Annotated in this window: 17 protein-coding genes; 7 read left to right on the top strand and 10 right to left on the bottom strand. The window is 68.9% G+C overall.

Annotated features, from left to right (window positions below; genetic code table 11):
• Positions 1–72: 72 nt before the first annotated feature.
• Positions 73–1,245, top strand: coding sequence for a trypsin-like serine peptidase (locus ACWCP8_RS34045; protein WP_451120103.1), 1,173 nt, complete (start codon positions 73–75; stop codon positions 1,243–1,245).
• Between the two features lie 78 nt (positions 1,246–1,323).
• On the opposite strand, the gene hflX is transcribed toward ACWCP8_RS34045, so the two are convergent.
• From hflX to miaA, 6 genes are all read right to left on the bottom strand, one after another.
• A complete protein-coding gene (gene hflX / locus ACWCP8_RS34040) occupies positions 1,324–2,844 on the bottom strand; it encodes a GTPase HflX (protein ID WP_326626690.1) in 1,521 nt (506 codons plus the stop codon).
• A 144-nt stretch (positions 2,845–2,988) separates the two neighbouring features.
• Positions 2,989–4,440 (bottom strand): M1 family metallopeptidase, encoded by a 1,452-nt coding sequence (locus ACWCP8_RS34035; protein ID WP_451120100.1) that lies wholly within the window; start codon positions 4,438–4,440, stop codon positions 2,989–2,991.
• Positions 4,441–4,542: 102 nt separating this feature from the next.
• On the bottom strand, positions 4,543–6,708 hold the full coding sequence (locus ACWCP8_RS34030) for a RelA/SpoT family protein (RefSeq protein ID WP_451120098.1): 2,166 nt from the start codon (positions 6,706–6,708) through the stop codon (positions 4,543–4,545).
• Positions 6,709–6,850: 142 nt separating this feature from the next.
• Positions 6,851–7,723, bottom strand: coding sequence for a diaminopimelate epimerase (gene dapF / locus ACWCP8_RS34025; RefSeq protein ID WP_352267477.1), 873 nt, complete (start codon positions 7,721–7,723; stop codon positions 6,851–6,853).
• 125 nt (positions 7,724–7,848) lie between these two features.
• Positions 7,849–8,286: a hypothetical protein gene (locus ACWCP8_RS34020; protein ID WP_093777337.1), complete on the bottom strand. Its 438-nt coding sequence runs from the start codon at positions 8,284–8,286 to the stop codon at positions 7,849–7,851.
• 107 nt (positions 8,287–8,393) lie between these two features.
• Complete coding sequence (gene miaA / locus ACWCP8_RS34015; RefSeq protein ID WP_352267475.1) at positions 8,394–9,332, bottom strand: tRNA (adenosine(37)-N6)-dimethylallyltransferase MiaA; 939 nt, start codon at positions 9,330–9,332, stop codon at positions 8,394–8,396.
• A gap of 322 nt (positions 9,333–9,654) precedes the next feature.
• Between miaA and ACWCP8_RS34010 the strand changes: the two genes are divergently transcribed.
• Positions 9,655–9,882, top strand: coding sequence for an antitoxin (locus tag ACWCP8_RS34010; RefSeq protein ID WP_356326673.1), 228 nt, complete (start codon positions 9,655–9,657; stop codon positions 9,880–9,882).
• 98 nt (positions 9,883–9,980) lie between these two features.
• On the opposite strand, the gene ACWCP8_RS34005 is transcribed toward ACWCP8_RS34010, so the two are convergent.
• Complete coding sequence (locus ACWCP8_RS34005; protein ID WP_451120095.1) at positions 9,981–10,700, bottom strand: class III extradiol dioxygenase subunit B-like domain-containing protein; 720 nt, start codon at positions 10,698–10,700, stop codon at positions 9,981–9,983.
• A 121-nt stretch (positions 10,701–10,821) separates the two neighbouring features.
• The gene (gene miaB / locus ACWCP8_RS34000) at positions 10,822–12,324 is read right to left on the bottom strand and encodes a tRNA (N6-isopentenyl adenosine(37)-C2)-methylthiotransferase MiaB (RefSeq protein WP_352267473.1); all 1,503 of its coding nucleotides are present in this window, start codon (positions 12,322–12,324) and stop codon (positions 10,822–10,824) included.
• 98 nt (positions 12,325–12,422) lie between these two features.
• Between miaB and ACWCP8_RS33995 the strand changes: the two genes are divergently transcribed.
• The gene (locus tag ACWCP8_RS33995) at positions 12,423–13,421 is read left to right on the top strand and encodes a TAXI family TRAP transporter solute-binding subunit (protein ID WP_451120093.1); all 999 of its coding nucleotides are present in this window, start codon (positions 12,423–12,425) and stop codon (positions 13,419–13,421) included.
• Between the two features lie 132 nt (positions 13,422–13,553).
• Here the strand turns inward: ACWCP8_RS33995 and ACWCP8_RS33990 are convergent, their stop codons facing one another.
• Both ACWCP8_RS33990 and ACWCP8_RS33985 read right to left on the bottom strand, forming a co-directional pair.
• Positions 13,554–14,948, bottom strand: coding sequence for a sensor histidine kinase (locus ACWCP8_RS33990; RefSeq protein WP_352267471.1), 1,395 nt, complete (start codon positions 14,946–14,948; stop codon positions 13,554–13,556).
• A 15-nt stretch (positions 14,949–14,963) separates the two neighbouring features.
• Positions 14,964–15,656, bottom strand: a complete 693-nt coding sequence (locus ACWCP8_RS33985; protein ID WP_352267470.1) for a response regulator transcription factor — start codon at positions 15,654–15,656, stop codon at positions 14,964–14,966.
• A gap of 350 nt (positions 15,657–16,006) precedes the next feature.
• On the opposite strand from ACWCP8_RS33985, the gene ACWCP8_RS33980 reads away from it, so the two are divergent.
• The 4 genes from ACWCP8_RS33980 (at position 16,007) to ACWCP8_RS33965 (ending at position 19,335) form a co-directional block, all read left to right on the top strand.
• Positions 16,007–16,792 carry an amino acid ABC transporter ATP-binding protein gene (locus ACWCP8_RS33980; RefSeq protein ID WP_352267469.1) on the top strand — a complete coding sequence of 262 codons (786 nt, stop codon included), beginning with the start codon at positions 16,007–16,009 and terminating at the stop codon, positions 16,790–16,792.
• A gap of 51 nt (positions 16,793–16,843) precedes the next feature.
• Complete coding sequence (locus ACWCP8_RS33975; RefSeq protein ID WP_451120090.1) at positions 16,844–17,686, top strand: glutamate ABC transporter substrate-binding protein; 843 nt, start codon at positions 16,844–16,846, stop codon at positions 17,684–17,686.
• A gap of 75 nt (positions 17,687–17,761) precedes the next feature.
• On the top strand, positions 17,762–18,427 hold the full coding sequence (locus ACWCP8_RS33970) for an amino acid ABC transporter permease (protein WP_382833170.1): 666 nt from the start codon (positions 17,762–17,764) through the stop codon (positions 18,425–18,427).
• Complete coding sequence (locus ACWCP8_RS33965; protein WP_451120088.1) at positions 18,424–19,335, top strand: amino acid ABC transporter permease; 912 nt, start codon at positions 18,424–18,426, stop codon at positions 19,333–19,335. The genes ACWCP8_RS33970 and ACWCP8_RS33965 overlap by 4 nt, the downstream gene beginning before the upstream one ends.
• The last annotated feature ends 75 nt before the right edge of the window (positions 19,336–19,410 follow it).

Here is a 19,410-nt window from a genome sequence, read left to right as displayed (position 1 = left end):
TCGCGGATCCGACCACCTCTTCGCATGACAAGTTCATGGCAATTCTCAGAGATTTCAGGGGGAATCTTTTCCATGCGATCCATACGTCCGCTGCTCGCCGCGACCGGCCTCGTCGCCGCGCTCGCGCTGTCGGCCACGGCCTGTGGTCCAAGCGAGGACGAGGCTGCCGACAAGCCGGCCGCCGCCGAATCCGCCAGTGCGATCGACGGCAGCGACGGCATCCCCGCCGATCTGGCCGAGACGCTGAAGAAGCACGGCGTCGACCCGGAGAAGTGGAAGAACGGCGAGTGGAAGAACTGGGACAAGGACAAGTGGCTGCGTGAGGCCAAGGACTTCGTCAACCCGGTGATCGACGGGCTGTGGAAGCCCGAACGGATGAAGTCCGCCAAGGACCCGGCGAAGACGATGGCGGCCGGTGACTTCTCCGGCGACCAGGGCGTCACCGACCCGGAGCCCGCACCGGTCAAGGCCCGGCCCGAAGACCTTCCCTACCACGACCACGCGGCCCCGGTCGGCAAGGTGTTCTTCGACTCCCCCGAGGGCTCCATGGTCTGCTCGGGTACCGTCGTCAAGGACCCGAAGAACCCGGGCAGGTCCAACCTGGTGTGGACGGCCGGACACTGTGTCCACGCCGGCGCCAAGGGCGGCTGGTACCGCAACATCGTCTTCGTGCCCGCGTACAACGACAAGGGCAAGTCCGCCGCCGCACTGGAGAACGCCCGGCCGGAGGAGATCGCCCCGTACGGCGGGTTCTGGGCCGACTGGGCCACGTCCTCCGGCGAGTGGATCGCCCGTGGCGGTCCCACCGGCGGCGAGGGTGCTCCGTACGACTACGCGGTGCTGCACGTGAAGCCGGAGAACGGCACGAAGTCCCTGGAGGAGACCGTGGGCAACGCCCTGCCGGTCAACTTCGACGCCCCCGAGATCTCGCAGATCAGCGCCATGGGCGCCTGGGGCTACCCGGCCGCTCCCCCGTACGACGGTCTGATCATGCACAAGTGCGTCGACCGTCCCGGCCGGCTCTCCATCAGCCCCAGCACCCCGACGATGTACCGCATCGGCTGCACCATGACCGGCGGTTCCTCCGGCGGCGGCTGGTTCAGCGAGGGCGCCGACGGCAAGCCGGCCCTGGTGTCCAACACCTCCATCGGTCCGGTGACTTCGGGCTGGCTCGCAGGACCCCACCTGGGTCAGGGCGCTCAGGAGATCTTCACGATGATGAGCGACAAGTTCGCCGGTCAGTAGCAAGAGCCCCGTTCACGCCCGAAGGCCCGCTCCCTCGTCGCGAGGGAGCGGGCCTTCGGTCCGTACGGTGTCGTGCTGTCAGTGCGCCGCGAGAGCGAACGATGCGAGGTCCGCGGCCAGTTGCTCATGCACCCGCGCCTTGAGCAGCGTGCCCTCCGAGGTGTGCTCCTCGGAGATCACTTCGCCGTCGGCGTGCACCCGGGAGACAAGTCCGCCGTGGGTGTACGGCACGAGCGCCTCGATCTCGACCGACGGCCGCGGCAGTTCGGTGTCGATGAGCGCGAGCAGCTCCGCCATACCGGCACCGGTGCGCGCCGAGACGGCGATGGCACGCTTCTCGATCCGCAGCAGGCGCTGAAGGACCAGCGGGTCGGCCGCATCAGCCTTGTTGATCACTACGATCTCGGGCACGTCCAGCGCACCCACATCGCGGATCACTTCGCGCACCGCGGCGAGCTGCTCCTCCGGCACCGGGTGGGAGCCGTCCACCACATGCAGGATCAGGTCGGATTCGCCGACCTCCTCCATGGTGGAGCGGAACGCCTCGACGAGGTGGTGCGGCAGATGCCGTACGAACCCGACCGTGTCGGCCAGGGTGTAGGTCCGGCCGGTCGGCGTCTCGGCCCGGCGGACGGTCGGGTCCAGCGTGGCGAACAGTGCATTCTCCACAAGGACGCCCGCACCGGTCAGCCGGTTGAGCAGCGAGGACTTGCCCGCGTTGGTGTAGCCGGCGATCGCGACCGAGGGCACCTTGTTGCGCTTGCGCTCCTGCCGCTTGATCTCGCGGCCGGTCTTCATCTCCGCGATCTCCCGGCGCATCTTCGCCATCTTCTCGCGGATCCGACGCCGGTCCGTCTCGATCTTGGTCTCACCGGGACCACGGGTGGCCATGCCGCCACCGCCGCTGGACCCGCCACCGCCCATCTGCCGGGAGAGCGACTGACCCCAACCGCGCAGTCGCGGCAGCATGTACTGCATCTGTGCGAGCGAGACCTGCGCCTTGCCCTCTCGGGACTTGGCGTGCTGGGCGAAGATGTCGAGGATCAGGGCGGTCCGGTCGACCACCTTGACCTTGACGACGTCCTCGAGATGGATCAGCTGGCCGGGGCTGAGCTCACCGTCGCAGACGACGGTGTCGGCCCCTGATTCGAGGACGATGTCACGCAGCTCCAGCGCCTTGCCGGAGCCGATGTACGTAGCCGGGTCGGGCTTGTCGCGGCGCTGGAAGACGGCATCGAGCACCTGGGCGCCCGCCGTCTCCGCAAGCGCGGCAAGCTCCGCGAGCGAATTCTCCGCGTCCTGCACGGTCCCCGAGGTCCAGACGCCGACCAGCACCACGCGCTCCAGGCGCAGCTGTCGGTACTCGACCTCGGTGACGTCCTCGAGCTCGGTGGAGAGGCCCGCCACACGCCGCAGCGCGGCACGCTCGGAACGGTCGAGCTGCTCGCCGTCCCGCTCTCCGTCGATCTCGTGGCTCCAGGCGACGTCCTCTTCCATCAGGGCGTCGGCCCGAAGGCTCTCGGTGAGGCTCTCGGTGACGTTCTCCGTGGCACTCTGCGCATTCTGCGCGTCCTGGGGAAGGGAAGAAGAGGAGGTCATTGGATCCTTACGTCGATAGAAGTCCGTTACGTCAGTCACAACGTGTGACCTTCCTGGATGATTCCCTCCGGGGAGAATCTCCGGTCCGGCCGCCGCGGCGACCCGTCGATAGTGGCATGGCCCCGCTGGGCCCGTCACTCGGGTTTACCCCCGTTCGGTGGGCTGTGTGCTGTGCCAGTCCGGGTGCCCCGGCATCGGCGGGGTCTTCGCCCCGTACAGCCAGCTGTCGAAGAACGCGGTCAGGTCACGCCCGGCGATCTGCGATGCCAGCCGGACGAAGTCCCTCGTGGTCGCGGTGGAATCGCGATGAGTCCTGACCCAACGGCGTTCCAGCTGGTCGAAGGCGGGCTCGCCGATCTCCTGGCGCAGCGCGTAGAGGACCAGTGCGCTGCCGTCGTACACGGTCGGCCGGAAGATGCTGATCTTCTCGCCGGGCGACGGGGCGACGGGGCGGGCGGGCGGGCCTCCGGCGGCGCGCCAGCTGTCGGACCGGGTGTACGCGTCGCGCATCCGGCGTTCCAGCGGCCGCTTGGCGTGTTCCTCGGCGTAGCGGGCCTCGTACCAGCTGGCGTGTCCTTCATTGAGCCAGATATCGGACCAGGCCTGGGGGGAGACGCTGTCGCCGAACCACTGGTGCGCCAGCTCGTGCACCATGATCGAGTCGACGTACCACTCGGGGTAGAGGCCGGCGGTGAACACGGACCGTTCGAAGAGCGTGAGCGTCTGGGTCTCCAGCTCGAAGCCGGTCTTCGTGTCGGCGATCAGCAGTCCGTACGTCTCGAAGGGGTAGCGGCCGACCTGCCGCTCCATCCACTCCAGCTGCCCCGGCGTCTTCTTCAGCCAGCGTTCGAGGCCCTTGGCATCGGCGGCCGGCACCACGTCGCGAACCGGCAGCCCGTGGGGTCCGGTCCGCTCAAGGACGGTGGAGCGCCCGATGGAGACCTGGGCCAGCTCGGTGGCCATGGGGTGTGCGGTCCGGTACGTCCAGGTGGTCGAGGAGCCGTGCCGGACCTTGCCTGCGGGCAGACCGTTGGCGACCACCGTCAGTTCCTCGGGTGCGGTGACCCGGAAGGTGAAGTACGCCTTGTCGGCCGGGTGGTCGTTGCTGGGGAACACCCGGTGCGCGGCGTCGGCCTGGTTGGCCATGGCGAGGCCGTCGGAGGTGCGCAGCCAGCCGCCGCTGTTCTGGTCGCCGCTCGGGTCGCTGGTGTGCCGGACGGTGATGTGCAGCGGCACTCCGGCCGGAAGCCTGCCGGGGGCCTCGACGACCAGGTCCTCGTCCGCGGTGGCGAAGTCGGCCCGCAGGCCGTTGATGTCGACCGAACGGACAGAGCCGCGGGCGAAGTCGAGGTTGATCCGGTCGAGCGGTTCGGTGGTCCGCGCGTCGATCGTGGTGACGGCGTCCAGTGGCTTGTTGTTGCCGTGATAGGTGAACCCGATGTCGTACGAGAGGACGTCGTAGCCCGGGTTGCCGAGGTGCGGGAAGAGCGAGTCTCCGATGCCGAGCGGCACGGGTGCGGGCAGGGCGGCGGCAACGAGGGTGGCCGAGGCAGTGGCAAGCAGGGCGGCCCGCAGGCGGCGGGGGATGAACGGCATGGACTACGGCTACCAGCGACGGACGCCGGGGCCGGGTACGGCGCGCGCCGCGCCACTCGAATGAGGGGCCGGTGCGGCGGCCGGGCGCTGCGAGGCGGTGGTTCAGACGGCGGCGGCCGGGTGCTGGGCACGGCTCACGTCGTACACCCCCGGCACGTCACGCATCGCGCGCATCAGCGCGGGCAGTCCGGCGGCGTCCGGGAGCTGAAGGGTGTAGGTGTGCCGGACGCGCTGCTCGCTGGGTGGTTCGACGGTGGCGGCGATGATCGCGGCGTCCGCTGCCGCGATGGCCTCGGTGAGATCGGCGAGCAGCCGCGGGCGTCCGAAGGACTCGGCGACGAGGGTGACCCGGCAGGCCGCCGCATCGCCCCAGCCGACCGCGACGGGCGTCCGGCCGGCGGCCTGCATCCGGGCCACCGCGGGACACTCCTGCCGGTGCACGGTGACGGCGCCGCCGCGCACGGTGAATCCGGTGACGGCGTCGGGCGGTACGGGTGTGCAGCAGCCCGCGAGACGTACGGTGGCTTCCGGCCGGCCCACGACGACGGTCGCCGCACGGTCGGCGGACCGGTCGTTTCCGGAAGGTTCCGAAGACATGGGCTGCGGTTCGGGCCTGCGGCCCGCGGGCGGGCTGCCGTAGGAACCCTGGGGGTCCTGCGGGTGGGCGCCGAGCCAGCCGGTGATCGCGATGCGTGCGGCGGGCGTACGGGCGTGGTCGAGCCAGTCGGGTGAGGGGCCGGACGTCGCGTCCTCGGCCAGCAGCAGCTGCACGGTGTCGCCGTCGCTGAGCACGGTGGAGAGCCTGGCGAGCCGGCCGTTGACCCGGGCTCCGATGCAGCTGTGCGCCTTGTCGCCGTACTGCGCGTAGGCGGCGTCGACGCAACTGGCCCCGGCGGGGAGGCCGAGGGTGCCGCCGTCGGTACGGAAGACCGTGATCTCGCGGTCCTCTGCGAGGTCGGCGCGGAGTGTGGTCCAGAAGGTGTCCGGGTCGGGGGCGGACTGCTGCCATGCGAGGAGCCGGGAGAGCCAGCCAGGCCGGGTCGGGTCGGCGCGCTCGCCGTCCGCGGGTTCGGCCGTCTGCGGCGCGGAGGTGCTGTCCGCGGTGTAGGGGTTGCCGAGCGCGATCACGCCCGCTTCGGCGACCTTGTGCATCCGATGCGTACGGATGAGGACTTCGGCGACCGCGCCGCCCGGGCCGACGACTGCGGTGTGCAGCGACTGGTACAGGTTGAACTTGGGGGCCGCGATGAAGTCCTTGAACTCCGAGATCACCGGGGTGAAACAGGTGTGGAGCTCGCCGAGGACGCCGTAGCAGTCGGCGTCCTCGCCGACCAGCACCAGCAGGCGGCCGAAGTCGGTGCCGCGCAGTTCGCCGCGTTTGATCCGGACGCGGTGCACGGAGACGTAATGGCGCGGCCTGATGAGGACTTCGGCGGGAATGCCGGCGTCCCGCAGCACGGCTCTGACGTTCTCGGCGATGGTGGAGAGAGGGTCGTCGGTGGCGGTGGCGCCCGCTGCACCCGAGGCGGCCGACCCCGGTGACGCTGCGGCGATCAGTGCCCGGGTGTGTTCGTACTCCTCGGGGTGGAGGATCGCGAAGACAAGGTCCTCCAGCTCGGTCTTGAGGGCCTGTACCCCGAGCCGTTCGGCGAGCGGGATCAGCACATCTCGGGTGACCTTGGCGATCCTCGCCTGTTTCTCGGGGCGCATCACCCCGAGGGTGCGCATATTGTGCAACCGGTCGGCGAGCTTGATCGACATCACGCGGACGTCGTCCCCGGTGGCGACGAGCATCTTGCGGAACGTCTCGGGTTCGGCCGCCGCACCGTAGTCGACCTTTTCGAGTTTGGTGACGCCGTCGACGAGGTAGCAGACCTCTTCGCCGAACTGCTCCCGCACCTGATCAAGGGTTACCTCGGTGTCCTCGACGGTGTCATGGAGGAGGGACGCGGTGAGCGTCGTCGTCTCGGCGCCGAGTTCGGCGAGGATCAGCGTGACCGCGAGCGGGTGCGTGATGTATGGCTCACCGCTCTTGCGCATCTGCCCCCGGTGGGAGGACTCTGCCAGGACGTAGGCCTTGTGCAGAACGGTCAGGTCGGCGTCCGGATGATGGGCCCGGTGGGCCTCGGCGACATGGCCGATCGCATCGGGCAGCCGGTCGCGGGAGACGGGTCCGAGCAGGGCGACCCGGCCGAGCCTGCGAAGATCGATCCGGGGACGGCCTCGTCTGCGGATGGGAGCACCTGGGTCGGTGGCCTCTGCGCTCATGGGGGCACCTCCGGCAAACGTCGACCGGCGGTGGGGAGGTGCGGACGCGCCTCCGGGCCGGTGCTTGATGCTACCGACCCCACCACGTGGCGGAGTCCGGCTCTCGCTCAGCGTGAAACGGATCACCCATTCGAGCGAAGCTTTAGCCGGTCACCGTTTCGAGCCAGGCCGGATCGATCATGCCTTCGGCGACGATGACAGCGGCTCCGGTCATCTCGATCTCGCCGTCCGGCTGCTCGGTGATCACCAGGGTGCCGCCGGGCAGATCGACCGTGTACGTGACCGGAGTGCCCGTCTGCGTGGGGTCGGCGCCGTCCCTGCGGGCAGCGGCGACGGCCACCGCGCAGGCGCCGGTGCCGCAGGAGCGGGTCTCGCCGGAACCGCGCTCGTGCACCCTCATCGCGACGTGACGCGGTCCGCGGTCCACGACGAACTCGATGTTGACGCCGTCGGGGTAGACGGCTGCGGGGGTGAACGGCGGCACGGAGCGCAGCTCACCGGCGTGCGCCAGGTCGTCGACGAAGGCGACCGCGTGGGGGTTGCCCATATTGACGTTCCGGGCGTCCCAGCTGCGGCCGTCCACCGTGACGGTGACGCCCGCGCCGGGGAGCAGGGCGCGCCCCATGGAGACCGTGATGTCGCCGCCCTTGGCGATGTGCACCTGCTTCACGCCGCCCCGGGTCGCGACCGCGAGATCGCCCTCCTCGACGAGCCCGGCGCGCTGCAGATAGTGGGCGAAGACCCGTACACCGTTGCCGCACATCTCGGCGATGGAGCCGTCGGCATTGCGGTAGTCCATGAACCACTCGGCCTCGCCCGCCATGGCTCGCGCCTCGGGATGCGCGGCAGACCGCACGACGTGCAGCAGCCCGTCACCTCCGATACCGGCCCGGCGGTCGCAGAGCCGGGCGACGACGGATGCAGGCAGGTCGACGGCGTTGTCCGGGTCGGGAACGATCACGAAGTCGTTCTCGGTGCCGTGGCCCTTGAGGAAGGCGATCTGCGAGGTGCTCACAGGGCAACTGTACGAGGCCGCACCGAGAGCGGGCGCAGGCGGGCCACGCAGCCAAGGGCAGGACGGAGGCAGGACGGCAGGGGCAAGACGGGCCGGCAGATGAGCCGGCCGCCCCGGGAGCCGCGTCAGCGCAGTCGGGCCACGCGCCACACGGCCAGCGCCACCAGCACCCCGCACACGGCCACGTACAGCGCGATCACGCGCCAGTCGGGGCGCTCACCCATACCCCTGGCGGGCAGGCCCGGCCAGGTGTGCCCGACCCGGCGGGCAGCCATCATGCCCCAGCCGGCGGCGCAGCAGCTGATCAGCAGTCCCAGCATGGCGACGACCGCACCGCCGTCGCCGAACTCGAAGGCGAGCGGGAAGGCGAACATCAGCGAGCCGACCGCCGCGAGCATGACGATCGGGGCGAGCTGCCAGATCCGCAGACGGCGCGCGGGCCGCAGCTCGACCTCCACCTCGGGGGTCACCTCGAGCTCGTCGGGCCCGTCAGGGCTCAGACGTCCCGCCTCGTGCTGCGTGTCCGGTGCGTCTTGTTCTGTGTCGCGAGGGCCGGCCTCCATCGCCACGCGCCCTCCCAACTCGGACTCCACTGGTCGATCGATGCTCGATGATGGCACGCTCCCGGTCACCGAAATGACGGGCAGGGCTTCCCGATGCCATCACGTGATCAGGCTGTAACCGCTCGTTCGACCAACGCCAGCGCCGCGTGCGGGAGTTCCCGGCGGTGGTCGGCGGCACCATTCAGCCACCGGACACGCGGGTCGCGGCGGAACCAGGAGTCCTGACGGCGCGCGAAGCGTTTGGTGGCGCGTACCGTCTCGGCGCGCGCCTCGTCCTCGGTGCACTCCTGCGCCAGCGCGGCAAGCACCTGCTGATAGCCGAGCGCGCGGGAGGCGGTTCGCCCTTCGCGCAGCCCCTGCGCCTCCAGGGCGCGTACCTCGTCCACGAGCCCGGCCTCCCACATCCGGTCGACCCGGAGTGTGATGCGTTCGTCGAGTTCGGGGCGGGCCACGTCGACCCCGATCTGAACGGCGTCGTAGACCGCTTCGCCACCCGGAAGATTGGCGGTGAAGGGCTTGCCGGTGATCTCGATGACTTCGAGGGCGCGGACGATGCGCCGCCCGTTGCTCGGCAGGATGGCCCGGCCCGCCTCGGGGTCCGCGGCGGCGAGCCGGTCGTGCAGCGCACCGGAGCCGTGCTCCGCCAGTTCCTGCTCCAGCTCGGCGCGTACGCCGGGGTCCGTACCGGGGAACTCCAGGGCGTCGATGGCGCCCTTCACGTACAACCCGGAGCCGCCGACCAGGACTGGGGTGCGGCCCTCGGCGAGCAGCCGGTCGATCTCGAGGCGGGCCAGTCGCTGGTATTCGGCGACGCTGGCGGTCTCGGTGACGTCCCAGATGTCCAGCAGCCGGTGGGGTACGGATCCGCGCTCGGCGAGCGTCAGCTTGGCCGTGCCGATATCCATCCCCCGGTAGAGCTGCATGGAGTCGGCGTTGACCACTTCGCCACCGAGCTGCTGGGCGAGAAATACCCCCAGATCGGACTTTCCGGCTGCGGTGGGACCGACGACGGCAATGACCCGCGGTGCGGGAGATGGACTTCTCACCGCCCCAGTCTCGCAAACCTCCGGACCCCTTCCTGAACCAGCTACGTGCCGGCTCCCTGAGCCGGCTACGTGACGGCGCGAAGCCGGAGGCGTTCGCTCCCCGGCGCGCACACGAGCCGCGAGCGGCGCGATGAGGCTCCCGGTCGGCGCGGGATTTCGCCCGCACGGGTAAAATATTGAGCAGATATGGGCGTTATTCCACAGTTTCGCCGATCGTCCTCCAGGACGGTCGAAGAAGCGACAGCCGCCGTCACAACGACTGACGAGTCGGAGAGGGCGCCCGCACTCGGTCCCCCAGCAGAGAAGGTGTCCGATGGGTCTCATGGACAGTCTGAAGGCCAAGCTCAGCCCGGCAAGGGACAAGGTCGGCGATTTCGCGCAGCACCATGGGGACAAGATCGACCAAGGACTCGACAAGGCTGCTCGGACGGTCGATCAAAAGACCAAGGGCAAGTACACCGAAAAGATCGAGTCCGGCACACGAAAGGCCAAGGATGCGGTCGAACGGCTGTCCCACAAGAGCGAGGGCGGTATGCCGCCGACTCCCTGACCTCGACACCCTTACGTCATGTCACGCACCTGACGTCCGTGGAGCTGCATCGCTTCACGGGCGTCGGGCATGCGACACCGGCTCCGGGTGACGCGGTCTCAGAACCAGGTGGCGACCATGTATCCCACACCGTACGGGGCATCCTCGTAGAGCAGCCGACCGCTCAGGCCGGCCCCCTCCGCAGCGCCCGCCAGCACCTGCCAGGGCGCCCGGCCCGCCACCTTCAGTTCGTACGCCAGCGACTCGTCCAGCGCGCTCAGCGTGGCGATGTCCGCGGCGCCGAGAGCCCGGGACGCCTCCGTGTCGAACGAAACGGCGCGCTCGTCCAGGTAGCCGGGCGCCTTGAGCGTGCGGCAGGCGCTGCCGTCACCCATGACCAGCAGAGCCACCCGGCCTGCCCTGGCCGCCAGCTCCCGCCCGGCGGTCGCGCAGCGCTCGGCTTCGAGCGTCTCCCCCACCCCGAGACCCTCGACCGGGGCGTCGGCCCAGTCGGCACGGGCAAGCAGCCACGCGGCGACGGCGAGGGACGGTGGAAGCGGACGCTCCGCCGAAGCGCCGGAGTCTCCCCCGAGCCCCAGCCGTACATCGAGATCGACGCCGAACCCCTTGAAGGAGCCCTGGGTCCCCTCGGGATACGGACCGCGCCCGTCGACATCCGCGGGCCCGATCACGATCAGCAGGTCGGGGCGGGCCGCGGCGAGCACGCCCAGGGCGTCGATGCAGGCGGTCCTCGCGGCGTCGAGCTCGGACGCGGCACCGGCGGCGACCTCGGGTACCAGCAGGGGCGGACAGGGGCAGACAGCTGCGGCGACAAGCATGCTGCGCAGCGTACTGCGTCGACTGTTTCCCCTGGTCATACGGCCTGAGGATTCCTGCCGCCTGCGGGTACCCGTCGCCCGCGAGCTCCTGCAGCCCGCGGGTACCGCCTTCTGCTGCTGGTCAGTCGCACCCGCAGCCGGGAGCCGACGCGGCCGGCAGCGGCGCCGGGGCGCCGATGCCGGGCAGTCCCAGCATCACCCCGGCCGGCTTGGCGGCCTCGGTGGCGTTGCGCTTCTCCCACGCGTCGCCGGAACGGGTGCGCCGTACGCTCAGCGGCGCACCCTCGGCGAGCAGGTGGTGCGGGGCGGCGTAGGTGATCTCGACCGTCACCACATCGCCCGGCCGCACGTCCTCGTCCGGCTTGGTGAAGTGGACCAGACGGTTGTCGGGAGCGCGGCCGGAGAGCCGGTGGGTGGCGCCGTCCTTGCGGCCCTCGCCCTCCGCGACCATGACCTCCAGGGTCCGGCCGACCTGCTTCTTGTTCTCGCCCCAGGAGATCTCCTCCTGGAGGGCGGACAGGCGCATGTACCGCTCCTGGACGACCTCCTTCGGGATCTGCCCCTCCATCTCGGCGGCCGGGGTTCCGGGTCGCTTGGAGTACTGGAAGGTGAAGGCGTTCGCGAAGCGCGCTTGGCGGACCGCGTGCATGGTCTGCTCGAAGTCCTCCTCGGTCTCGCCGGGGAAGCCCACGATGATGTCGGTGGAGATGGCGGCGTCCGGCATCGCGGCGCGCACCTTCTCGATGATGCCGAGGAACCGCTCCTGCCGGTACGAGCGGCGCATCGCCTTCAGGATCGTGTCCGAGCCCGACTGCATCGGCATGTGCAGCTGCGGCATCACATTCGGTGTCTCGGCCATCGCCGCGATCACGTCGTCCGTGAAGTCGCGGGGGTGCGGCGAGGTGAAGCGGACCCGCTCCAGTCCCTCGATCTTCCCGCAGGCCCGCAGCAGCTTGGAGAAGGCCTCGCGGTCCCCGATGTCGGAGCCGTACGCATTCACGTTCTGTCCGAGCAGGGTGATCTCGGAGACACCCTCGGCGACCAGCGCCTCGATCTCGGCCAGGATGTCGCCGGTCCGGCGGTCCTTCTCCTTGCCGCGCAGCGCCGGGACGATGCAGAAGGTGCAGGTGTTGTTGCAGCCGACGGAGATGGAGACCCACGCCGCGTAAGCGGACTCGCGGCGGGTGGGGAGGGTGGAGGGGAACGCCTCCAGGGACTCGGCGATCTCGATCTGCGCCTCCTCCTGGATACGGGCGCGCTCCAGGAGCACCGGCAGCTTGCCGATGTTGTGCGTGCCGAAGACGACATCGACCCACGGGGCCCGCTTGACGATCGTGTCGCGGTCCTTCTGCGCGAGACAGCCGCCGACCGCGATCTGCATCCCGGGCCGCTTCGTCTTCATCGGGGCGAGCCGGCCGAGATTGCCGTAGAGCTTGTTGTCGGCGTTCTCCCGCACCGCGCAGGTGTTGAAGACAACGACATCGGCGTCACCGTCGGCGCCCTCGGGCGCACGTACGTAACCAGCGCCCTCCAGCAGCCCCGACAGCCGCTCGGAGTCGTGGACGTTCATCTGGCACCCGTAGGTGCGCACCTCGTACGTTTTCAAACCCTCTACCTCGCTCATCTCGTCCACCAGGGTACGAGGTCGCACGACCCTCTCGCCGCCCCCTTCCACAGGCCCGGCTCTGGCCATCGCGCTCAGTGACCTGGCAGGATCGCGCCATGCTCGATGCACTGTCCCGTACCGGCCGGCGGCGAGCCCTCCAGGGGGGCGCCGCGACTGTCGTCGTTCTCGGGCTGCTGCTGTGGTGGGTGCTGCCGCCCGGCGAGCCCACCCCGAGCGGGTCGCTGACCTTCAGCACCGGGGTGCGCAGCGGGGTCTACCAGCGCTACGGCGAGCGGCTCAAAGGGGCACTCGCCAAGGACATGCCAGAGGTGTCGATACGGCTGCAGACCTCGGAGGGCTCCCAGCAGAACATCGAGCGGGTGGCCACGGGGAAGGCCGACTTCACCATCGCCACGGCCGACGCCCTGGCCACGTATCTGCGGGACGACAAGCCGGGTGCCAAACGACTGCGCGGCTGCGTGCGGCTGTACGACGACTACATCCAGCTCGTCGTCCCCCGGGACTCCGACGTGCAGCAGGTCTCGGATCTCAAGGGCAAGCAGGTCGGGGTGGGGCAGCCGGGTTCGGGCGTGCGGCTGGTCGCCGACCGTCTGATGACAGCTGCGGGTCTTGATCCGGCGCATGACATCACTCCCGTTCCGGCCGGCATCGACACGATGCCGAAGCGGCTGGAGAACGGCCTGCTCGACGCGTTCTTCTGGTCCGGCGGGCTGCCGACCACTGCGGTGCAGGAGTTGTCGGACCGGTTCGCGATCAGGCTGGTGCCGTTGGAGGACCCTCTGATCAAGCAGCTTCAGGCGGCAGGCGGGTCGACCCGCTTCTACCGCTCGGCCGTGATGCCTGCCGACGCCTATCGCAATGCGCAGCAGGGGCAGGCCGTGCCGACGGTGGCGGTCGCCAATGTGGTGGTCACCACAGACCGTACGGATGCCGCGATGACCGAGGCGTTCACCCGGACCGTGATCGACAGCCGGGACCGCATCGGGCGTGAGGTGCACGCGGCGCAGTTGGTCGACCTGCGGACGGCGATCTACACGAATCCGCTGCAGCTGCACGACGGGGCGAGGCGCTACTACCGCTCGGTCAAACCCTGACATACGGGAGGTGGCGTCCCGCACACCCTCGCCCGGTCGAGCCCCTCAGTACGGAGGTGACGCCCCCGCACCCCCCACGCTCTCCGCTCGGCCGCACGATGGCGGGCCCCCGCGCCAGCACCGCGCGCGCCGTCAGCCGTGCGGGCCGTTGCGCGGGACCGTCACCGTCACCCGCAGTCCGTGGGGCTCGTGCGGTGCGTACGTGAGGGAGCCGCCGCCCGCAGCGAGCAGAGCGCGCGAGATGGAGAGCCCGAGGCCGGATCCCCGCACATTCTGATGCCGGGTGCTGCGCCAGAAACGGTCACCGATCCGCTCCAGTTCCTGGTCGGTCAGGCCCGGCCCGCGGTCGGCGACGACCACCGTGACGTCCTCCCGGCCGGAGGCGACCGTCACACGGACCTCCTCACCGGCGGGGGTGAACTTGCACGCGTTGTCGATGACGGCGTCGAGGGCGCTCGACAGCGCGATGGGGTCCGCCCAGGCGGTCACGGCGGATGCCCCGTCCGCTGTCAGTCGTACACCGTTCTCCTCCGCGAACGGACGCCACGAGGCGACCCGTTCGGCGGTGAGCGCGCCGATGTCCGTGAGCTGGAGATCGGCCTCCGCGTGCTCGGCCAGCGCCAGGTCCAACAGGTCGTCCAGAACCTGACCGAGCCGCTTGCCCTCCGTACGGACGGCGGCGATCTCCTCGTTCCCCTCAGGAAGTTCGAGCGCGAGGAGCTCGATGCGCAGCAGTAGCGCGGCGAGGGGGTTGCGCAGCTGGTGCGAGGCGTCGGCGACGAAGGCGCGCTGCTGCTCCAGCACTTCTTCGACGTTGTCCGCCATCTCGTTGAACGACCGGGCCAGGCGTCTGAGTTCCGGCGGTCCTCCGGAGGCCACCACCCGGGATCTCATCCGGCCGCTGGCGATGTCGTGCGCCGCCGCGTCCAGGGTCTGCACGGGCAGCAAAACCCAGCCGGTGAGCCGGATCGCGGCACCGACGGCCACCAGCATCGCGAACACTTCGCCGACCGCGATCAGCAGCCAGCCACGTATCGTCCGGGAGCGCATTTCGCTGGTGGGCGAGTCGAGAACCACGACGGCGACCACATCGCCGTCCCGCACGACGGGCGAGGCGACGACGACCCGGCCGCGCTGCCAGGGCCAGACCTGTGGCGGATCGTGGCTGCGGCGCCCGAGGAGCGCCTCGCTGAACGCCTCGCGACCCTCCCCCTCGACCGGGAGCCGCCAGGTTGCCGGAGCCACCGCCATGGCGCTGCGGTCGCGGTAGAAGACGCCGGCCCGGATCCCGTACACCGAGTCGTACGTCTCGAGTTCGTCCTGGAGCGTGCGACGCCGTTCATCGGTGCCGCTGGTCTGTTCCGCGACGAACTGGGCCAGTGCGGCGAAGCGTGCCGTGTCGTCGATGCGATCGATCACGACACGCTGCTGCTGGGCGGCGGCCACGCTGACGGCCAGCGGGAAACCGAGGGCGAGCAGCACGCCCGCCATGAGGATGATGAGCAGGGGAAGGAGACGGGTACGCACCTGGGATGTACGCCCTTACGCGGACGGGGCGACGAGCCGGTAGCCGACCCCGCGCACGGTCTCGATCAGTGCGGGCAGCCGCAGTTTGGAACGCAGGGACGCGACATGCACTTCGAGCGTGCGGCCCGTTCCCTCCCAGCTGGTGCGCCACACCTCGCTGATGATCTGCTCCCGGCGGAACACCACGCCCGGGCGCTGGGCGAGCAGCGCGAGCAGATCGAACTCCTTGCGGGTGAGCTGGACTTCGGTGCCGTCGACGCTGACCCGGCGGGTCGGGAGCTCGATGTGGACATGGCCGATCCGCAGGGCGGCGACGGGCGTGGGCACCGTGTCCTTGCCGGCCGACTTGCGCCTGCTGACCGCGTGGATGCGAGCGAGCAGCTCGCCGGTGTCGTACGGCTTGACGACGTAGTCGTCCGCTCCGAGGTTGAGGCCGTGGATCCGCGACCGGACATCGGCCCGAGCGGTGACCATGATCACCGGCGTGGAGGTGCGTTTGCGGATCTTCCCGCACACCTCGTAGCCATCCTGGTCGGGCAGTCCGAGGTCGAGGAGCACGACCCCGAAGGGTTCCGTGTCCGCAGGCAGGAGGGCCTTCAGGGCCTCCTCGCCACTGCGCGCATGCACGACCTGAAAGCCGTGCCGGGCGAGCACCGCGGACAGGGCGGCCGCCACATGGTTGTCGTCCTCGACGAGCAGGAGTCTCATGGCCCCCCTTTCCTCTCCGCGATGCGGTCTCTCTCCCGCGGCGCTGTCTTCAAGCGCCTCCGTGCGCTTGTCCATACTTCCCGGTACTTCCCCGTACCGGGGTGTTTCACGTCAAGGCCTATCAGGGCATCCACGCCGATGACCGGTACGTCAGTCAAGAGCCCGCCCATTACATCGAGGTTTCCGTTATGCACCCGGTACGCCCCAGCCACATCTCCCACCGTCCCGTTCACGCGGTGTGTCCGGTTGCCGCCGGATCGTTATGCTCAATTTCCGCTCAGATGTAATGACGGTGGTCGCACTGCGTCATTAGGGTCCTTCCCAACCGAGGAGGACGGAGCAAGAAGCCGATGAGCGGAGTTTCAGTGACCAAGGCCGCCGAGGATGCCGTGCCTGCGGCGAACGACCTTGTCGTACTGAGCAACGTCAACAAGCACTTCGGCGCGCTGCATGTGCTCCAGGACATCGACCTGACCATCGCCCGGGGCGAGGTCGTGGTCGTCATCGGGCCTTCCGGGTCCGGGAAGTCCACGCTGTGCCGCACGATCAACCGCTTGGAGACGATCGACTCGGGCGCGATCTCTATCGACGGCAAGCCGCTGCCCCTGGAGGGCAAGGAGCTGGCCAGGCTGCGTGCCGATGTCGGCATGGTCTTCCAGTCGTTCAATCTCTTCGCGCACAAGACGGTGCTCGAGAACGTGATGCTGGGCCAGCTCAAGGTCCGCAAGGCGGACAAGAAGGCTGCCGAGGACAAGGCGCGTTCGCTGCTCGACCGGGTGGGCGTGGCGACGCAGGCCGACAAATACCCCTCCCAGCTCTCCGGTGGCCAGCAGCAACGAGTGGCCATCGCGCGGGCATTGGCGATGGACCCCAAGGTCATGCTCTTCGACGAGCCCACCTCCGCCCTCGACCCGGAAATGATCAACGAGGTGCTGGAGGTCATGCAGCAGCTCGCCCGGGACGGCATGACCATGGTCGTCGTCACCCATGAGATGGGCTTCGCGCGCTCGGCGGCCAATCGTGTCGTCTTCATGGCGGACGGGAAGATCGTCGAAGAGGCAACGCCCGACCAGTTCTTCAGCAATCCGCGCAGTGACCGTGCCAAGGACTTCCTCTCGAAGATCCTGCACCACTGATTTCCGGATCAGCCGTTCACTCACATCGCGTCAACTCTAGGGAAGTTCACCATGCAGCTTCGTAAGGTCACCGCCGCATCGGCCGCCGTGCTCGCGCTCGCTCTCACCGCCACCGCCTGTGGCTCCTCCAATGACAAGGGCGGCGACTCGGCGGGCGGCGGCAAGAAGATCACGATCGGCATCAAGATCGACCAGCCCGGCATCGGTCTGAAGACGCCCGACGGCAAGTTCACCGGTTTCGATGTCGACGTCGCCACGTACATCGCCAAGGAACTGGGCTACGACGCCAAGGACATCACCTTCAAGGAGACCAAGAGCGCCGACCGTGAGACGGCGATCGAGCGCGGTGACGTCAAGTTCATCGCCGCCTCCTACTCGATCAACGACGAGCGTCTGCAGAAGGTCGACTTCGCGGGCCCGTACCTGCTGGCGCACCAGGACATCCTCGTCCGCGCCGACGACGACTCGATCAAGTCCCCGGCCGACCTGAACAGCAAGAAGCTGTGCTCGGTCACCGGCTCCACCTCGGCGCAGAACGTCAAGGACAAGCTGGCGCCGAAGGCCGACCTCCAGGAGTTCGGCGGTTACTCGGAGTGCCTGACCGGTCTGGAGAACAAGGTTGTCGACGCACTGACCACCGACGACAGCATCCTGGCTGGTTTCGCCTCGCAGCAGAACTTCCAGGGCAAGTTCAAGCTGGCCGGCTTCAAGATGAGCAACGAGAACTACGGCATCGGTCTGAAGAAGGGCGACGCCGACCTCAAGAAGAAGATCGACGACGCGCTCACCAAGATGGTCTCGGACGGTTCCTGGGACAAGGCCGTGAAGGCCAACTTCGGTCCGGCGAGTTACAAGAACGAGCCCGCCCCGAAGATCGGCAACATCGTCAAGTGAAGCAGGGCTGACCGGGCGCGCCGTCCGTGAACGGCGGCGCGCCATGCCCTCCTACACGCGGAAGCGCGGGAGATCGTGTTCGACTTTCTTGAAGGTTACGACCTGTTGGGGGCCTTCTGGGTGACGGTGCAGCTCACCGTCTACTCCGCTCTCGGCTCCCTCATATGGGGAACGCTGCTGACCGGCATGAAGGTCAGCCCGGTCCCCCTGATGCGCGGCTTCGCCACCGCCTATGTGAACGTGGTCCGGAACATTCCGCTGACCGTGATCATCGTGTGCTCGTCGCTGGGCCTCTACCAGACCCTGAGCATCACCCTCAACGCCAGCGATTCCAAGGACATCAGCTTCCGGCTCGCGGTGCTCGCCCTGATCGCCTACACCTCCGCCTTCGTGTGCGAGGCACTGCGCTCCGGCATCAACACCGTCCCGGTCGGCCAGGCCGAGGCGGCACGTGCCCTTGGTCTGAGCTTCACCCAGGTGCTGCGGCTGATCGTCCTCCCGCAGGCGTTCCGCACGGTCGTCAACCCGCTGTCCAATGTGCTGATCGCGCTGACGAAGAACACCACGGTCGCCTCCGCGATCGGAGTCGCCGAAGCCTCGTACCTGATGAAGGGCATGATCGAGGCCGAGGCCCAACTGATCCTGATCGCCGCGGTCTTCGCGCTCGGCTTCATCGTTCTGACCCTCCCGACCGGCCTGATCCTCGGCTGGGTGAGCAAGAAGGTGGCGGTGAAGCGATGACTTCCGTCCTCTACGACGCCCAGGGACCGCGCGCCAAGCAGCGCAATACCCTTTACACGGTGCTGTTCGTGCTGTGCGCCGCGGCAGTGGTGTGGTGGGTGTACGACGGCCTCGCCGCGAAGCACCAGCTCGACTGGATCAAGTGGAAGCCCTTCTTCACCAGCTCCCAGCCCTGGGGGACGTACATCTGGCCGGGCCTCCAGAACACGCTCAAGGCCGCGTTCTTCTCCCTGATCATCGCGCTGCCGCTCGGTGCGCTGTTCGGCATCGGGCGACTCTCCGACCATCGATGGGTACGGCTGCCGGCCGGTGCGGTGGTGGAGTTCTTCCGCGCCATCCCGGTGCTGATCCTGATGATCACCGCGAATGCGGTGTACTCCGAGTACACGAACATCAGCAGCGACTCGCGGCCGCTGTACGCCGTGGTCACGGGCCTGGTCCTCTACAACGCCTCGGTGCTCGCCGAGATCGTGCGGGCCGGCATCCTCTCCCTTCCGCAGGGCCAGACGGACGCGGCCAAGGCGATCGGCATGCGCAAGGGTCAGACCATGGTGTTCGTGCTGCTGCCGCAGGCGGTGACGGCCATGCTGCCGGCGATCGTCAGCCAGCTGGTCGTCATCGTGAAGGACACCGCACTCGGTGGCGCCATGATGACCTTCCCCGAGCTGCTGGCCTCGATCCGCCCGATGAGCGCGAACTACGGCGCGAACACCATTGCGTGCTTCACGATCATCGCCCTTCTCTACGTCGTGGTGAACTTCGCGCTGACCTCGTTCGCCAGCTGGCTGGAGGGCCGGCTGCGGCGCAGGAAGAAGAGCACGGGTGCCGTGGTCGGTACCGGACCCGCCGGAGGTCTGGAGACCATCGGTCCGCCGACGCTCATCGTCGATGACGGACGCGCCGTCTGACGGTTCGTCGACATCTCCTCGCAGGGGCGCCGGTGCATCCACCGGCGCCCCTCGCCGCGTTCCGGTGTCACTTGA

The sequence above is a fragment of the Streptomyces sp. NPDC002206 genome (assembly GCF_053593595.1).
This window is presented reverse-complemented; position numbering and strand designations above follow the sequence as displayed.

Bases quoted from the DNA above. Each gene is read 5' to 3' on its own strand.
- ACWCP8_RS34045 (WP_451120103.1), top strand. From the start codon at position 73: ATGCGATCCATACGTCCGCTGCTCGCCGCGACCGGCCTCGTCGCCGCG.
- hflX (WP_326626690.1), bottom strand. From the start codon at position 2,844: ATGACCTCCTCTTCTTCCCTTCCCCAGGACGCGCAGAATGCGCAGAGT.
- ACWCP8_RS34035 (WP_451120100.1), bottom strand. From the start codon at position 4,440: ATGCCGTTCATCCCCCGCCGCCTGCGGGCCGCCCTGCTTGCCACTGCC.
- ACWCP8_RS34030 (WP_451120098.1), bottom strand. From the start codon at position 6,708: ATGAGCGCAGAGGCCACCGACCCAGGTGCTCCCATCCGCAGACGAGGC.
- ACWCP8_RS34020 (WP_093777337.1), bottom strand. From the start codon at position 8,286: ATGGAGGCCGGCCCTCGCGACACAGAACAAGACGCACCGGACACGCAG.
- ACWCP8_RS34010 (WP_356326673.1), top strand. From the start codon at position 9,655: ATGGACAGTCTGAAGGCCAAGCTCAGCCCGGCAAGGGACAAGGTCGGC.
- ACWCP8_RS34005 (WP_451120095.1), bottom strand. From the start codon at position 10,700: ATGCTTGTCGCCGCAGCTGTCTGCCCCTGTCCGCCCCTGCTGGTACCC.
- miaB (WP_352267473.1), bottom strand. From the start codon at position 12,324: ATGAGCGAGGTAGAGGGTTTGAAAACGTACGAGGTGCGCACCTACGGG.
- ACWCP8_RS33995 (WP_451120093.1), top strand. From the start codon at position 12,423: ATGCTCGATGCACTGTCCCGTACCGGCCGGCGGCGAGCCCTCCAGGGG.
- ACWCP8_RS33985 (WP_352267470.1), bottom strand. From the start codon at position 15,656: ATGAGACTCCTGCTCGTCGAGGACGACAACCATGTGGCGGCCGCCCTG.
- ACWCP8_RS33980 (WP_352267469.1), top strand. From the start codon at position 16,007: ATGAGCGGAGTTTCAGTGACCAAGGCCGCCGAGGATGCCGTGCCTGCG.
- ACWCP8_RS33975 (WP_451120090.1), top strand. From the start codon at position 16,844: ATGCAGCTTCGTAAGGTCACCGCCGCATCGGCCGCCGTGCTCGCGCTC.
- ACWCP8_RS33965 (WP_451120088.1), top strand. From the start codon at position 18,424: ATGACTTCCGTCCTCTACGACGCCCAGGGACCGCGCGCCAAGCAGCGC.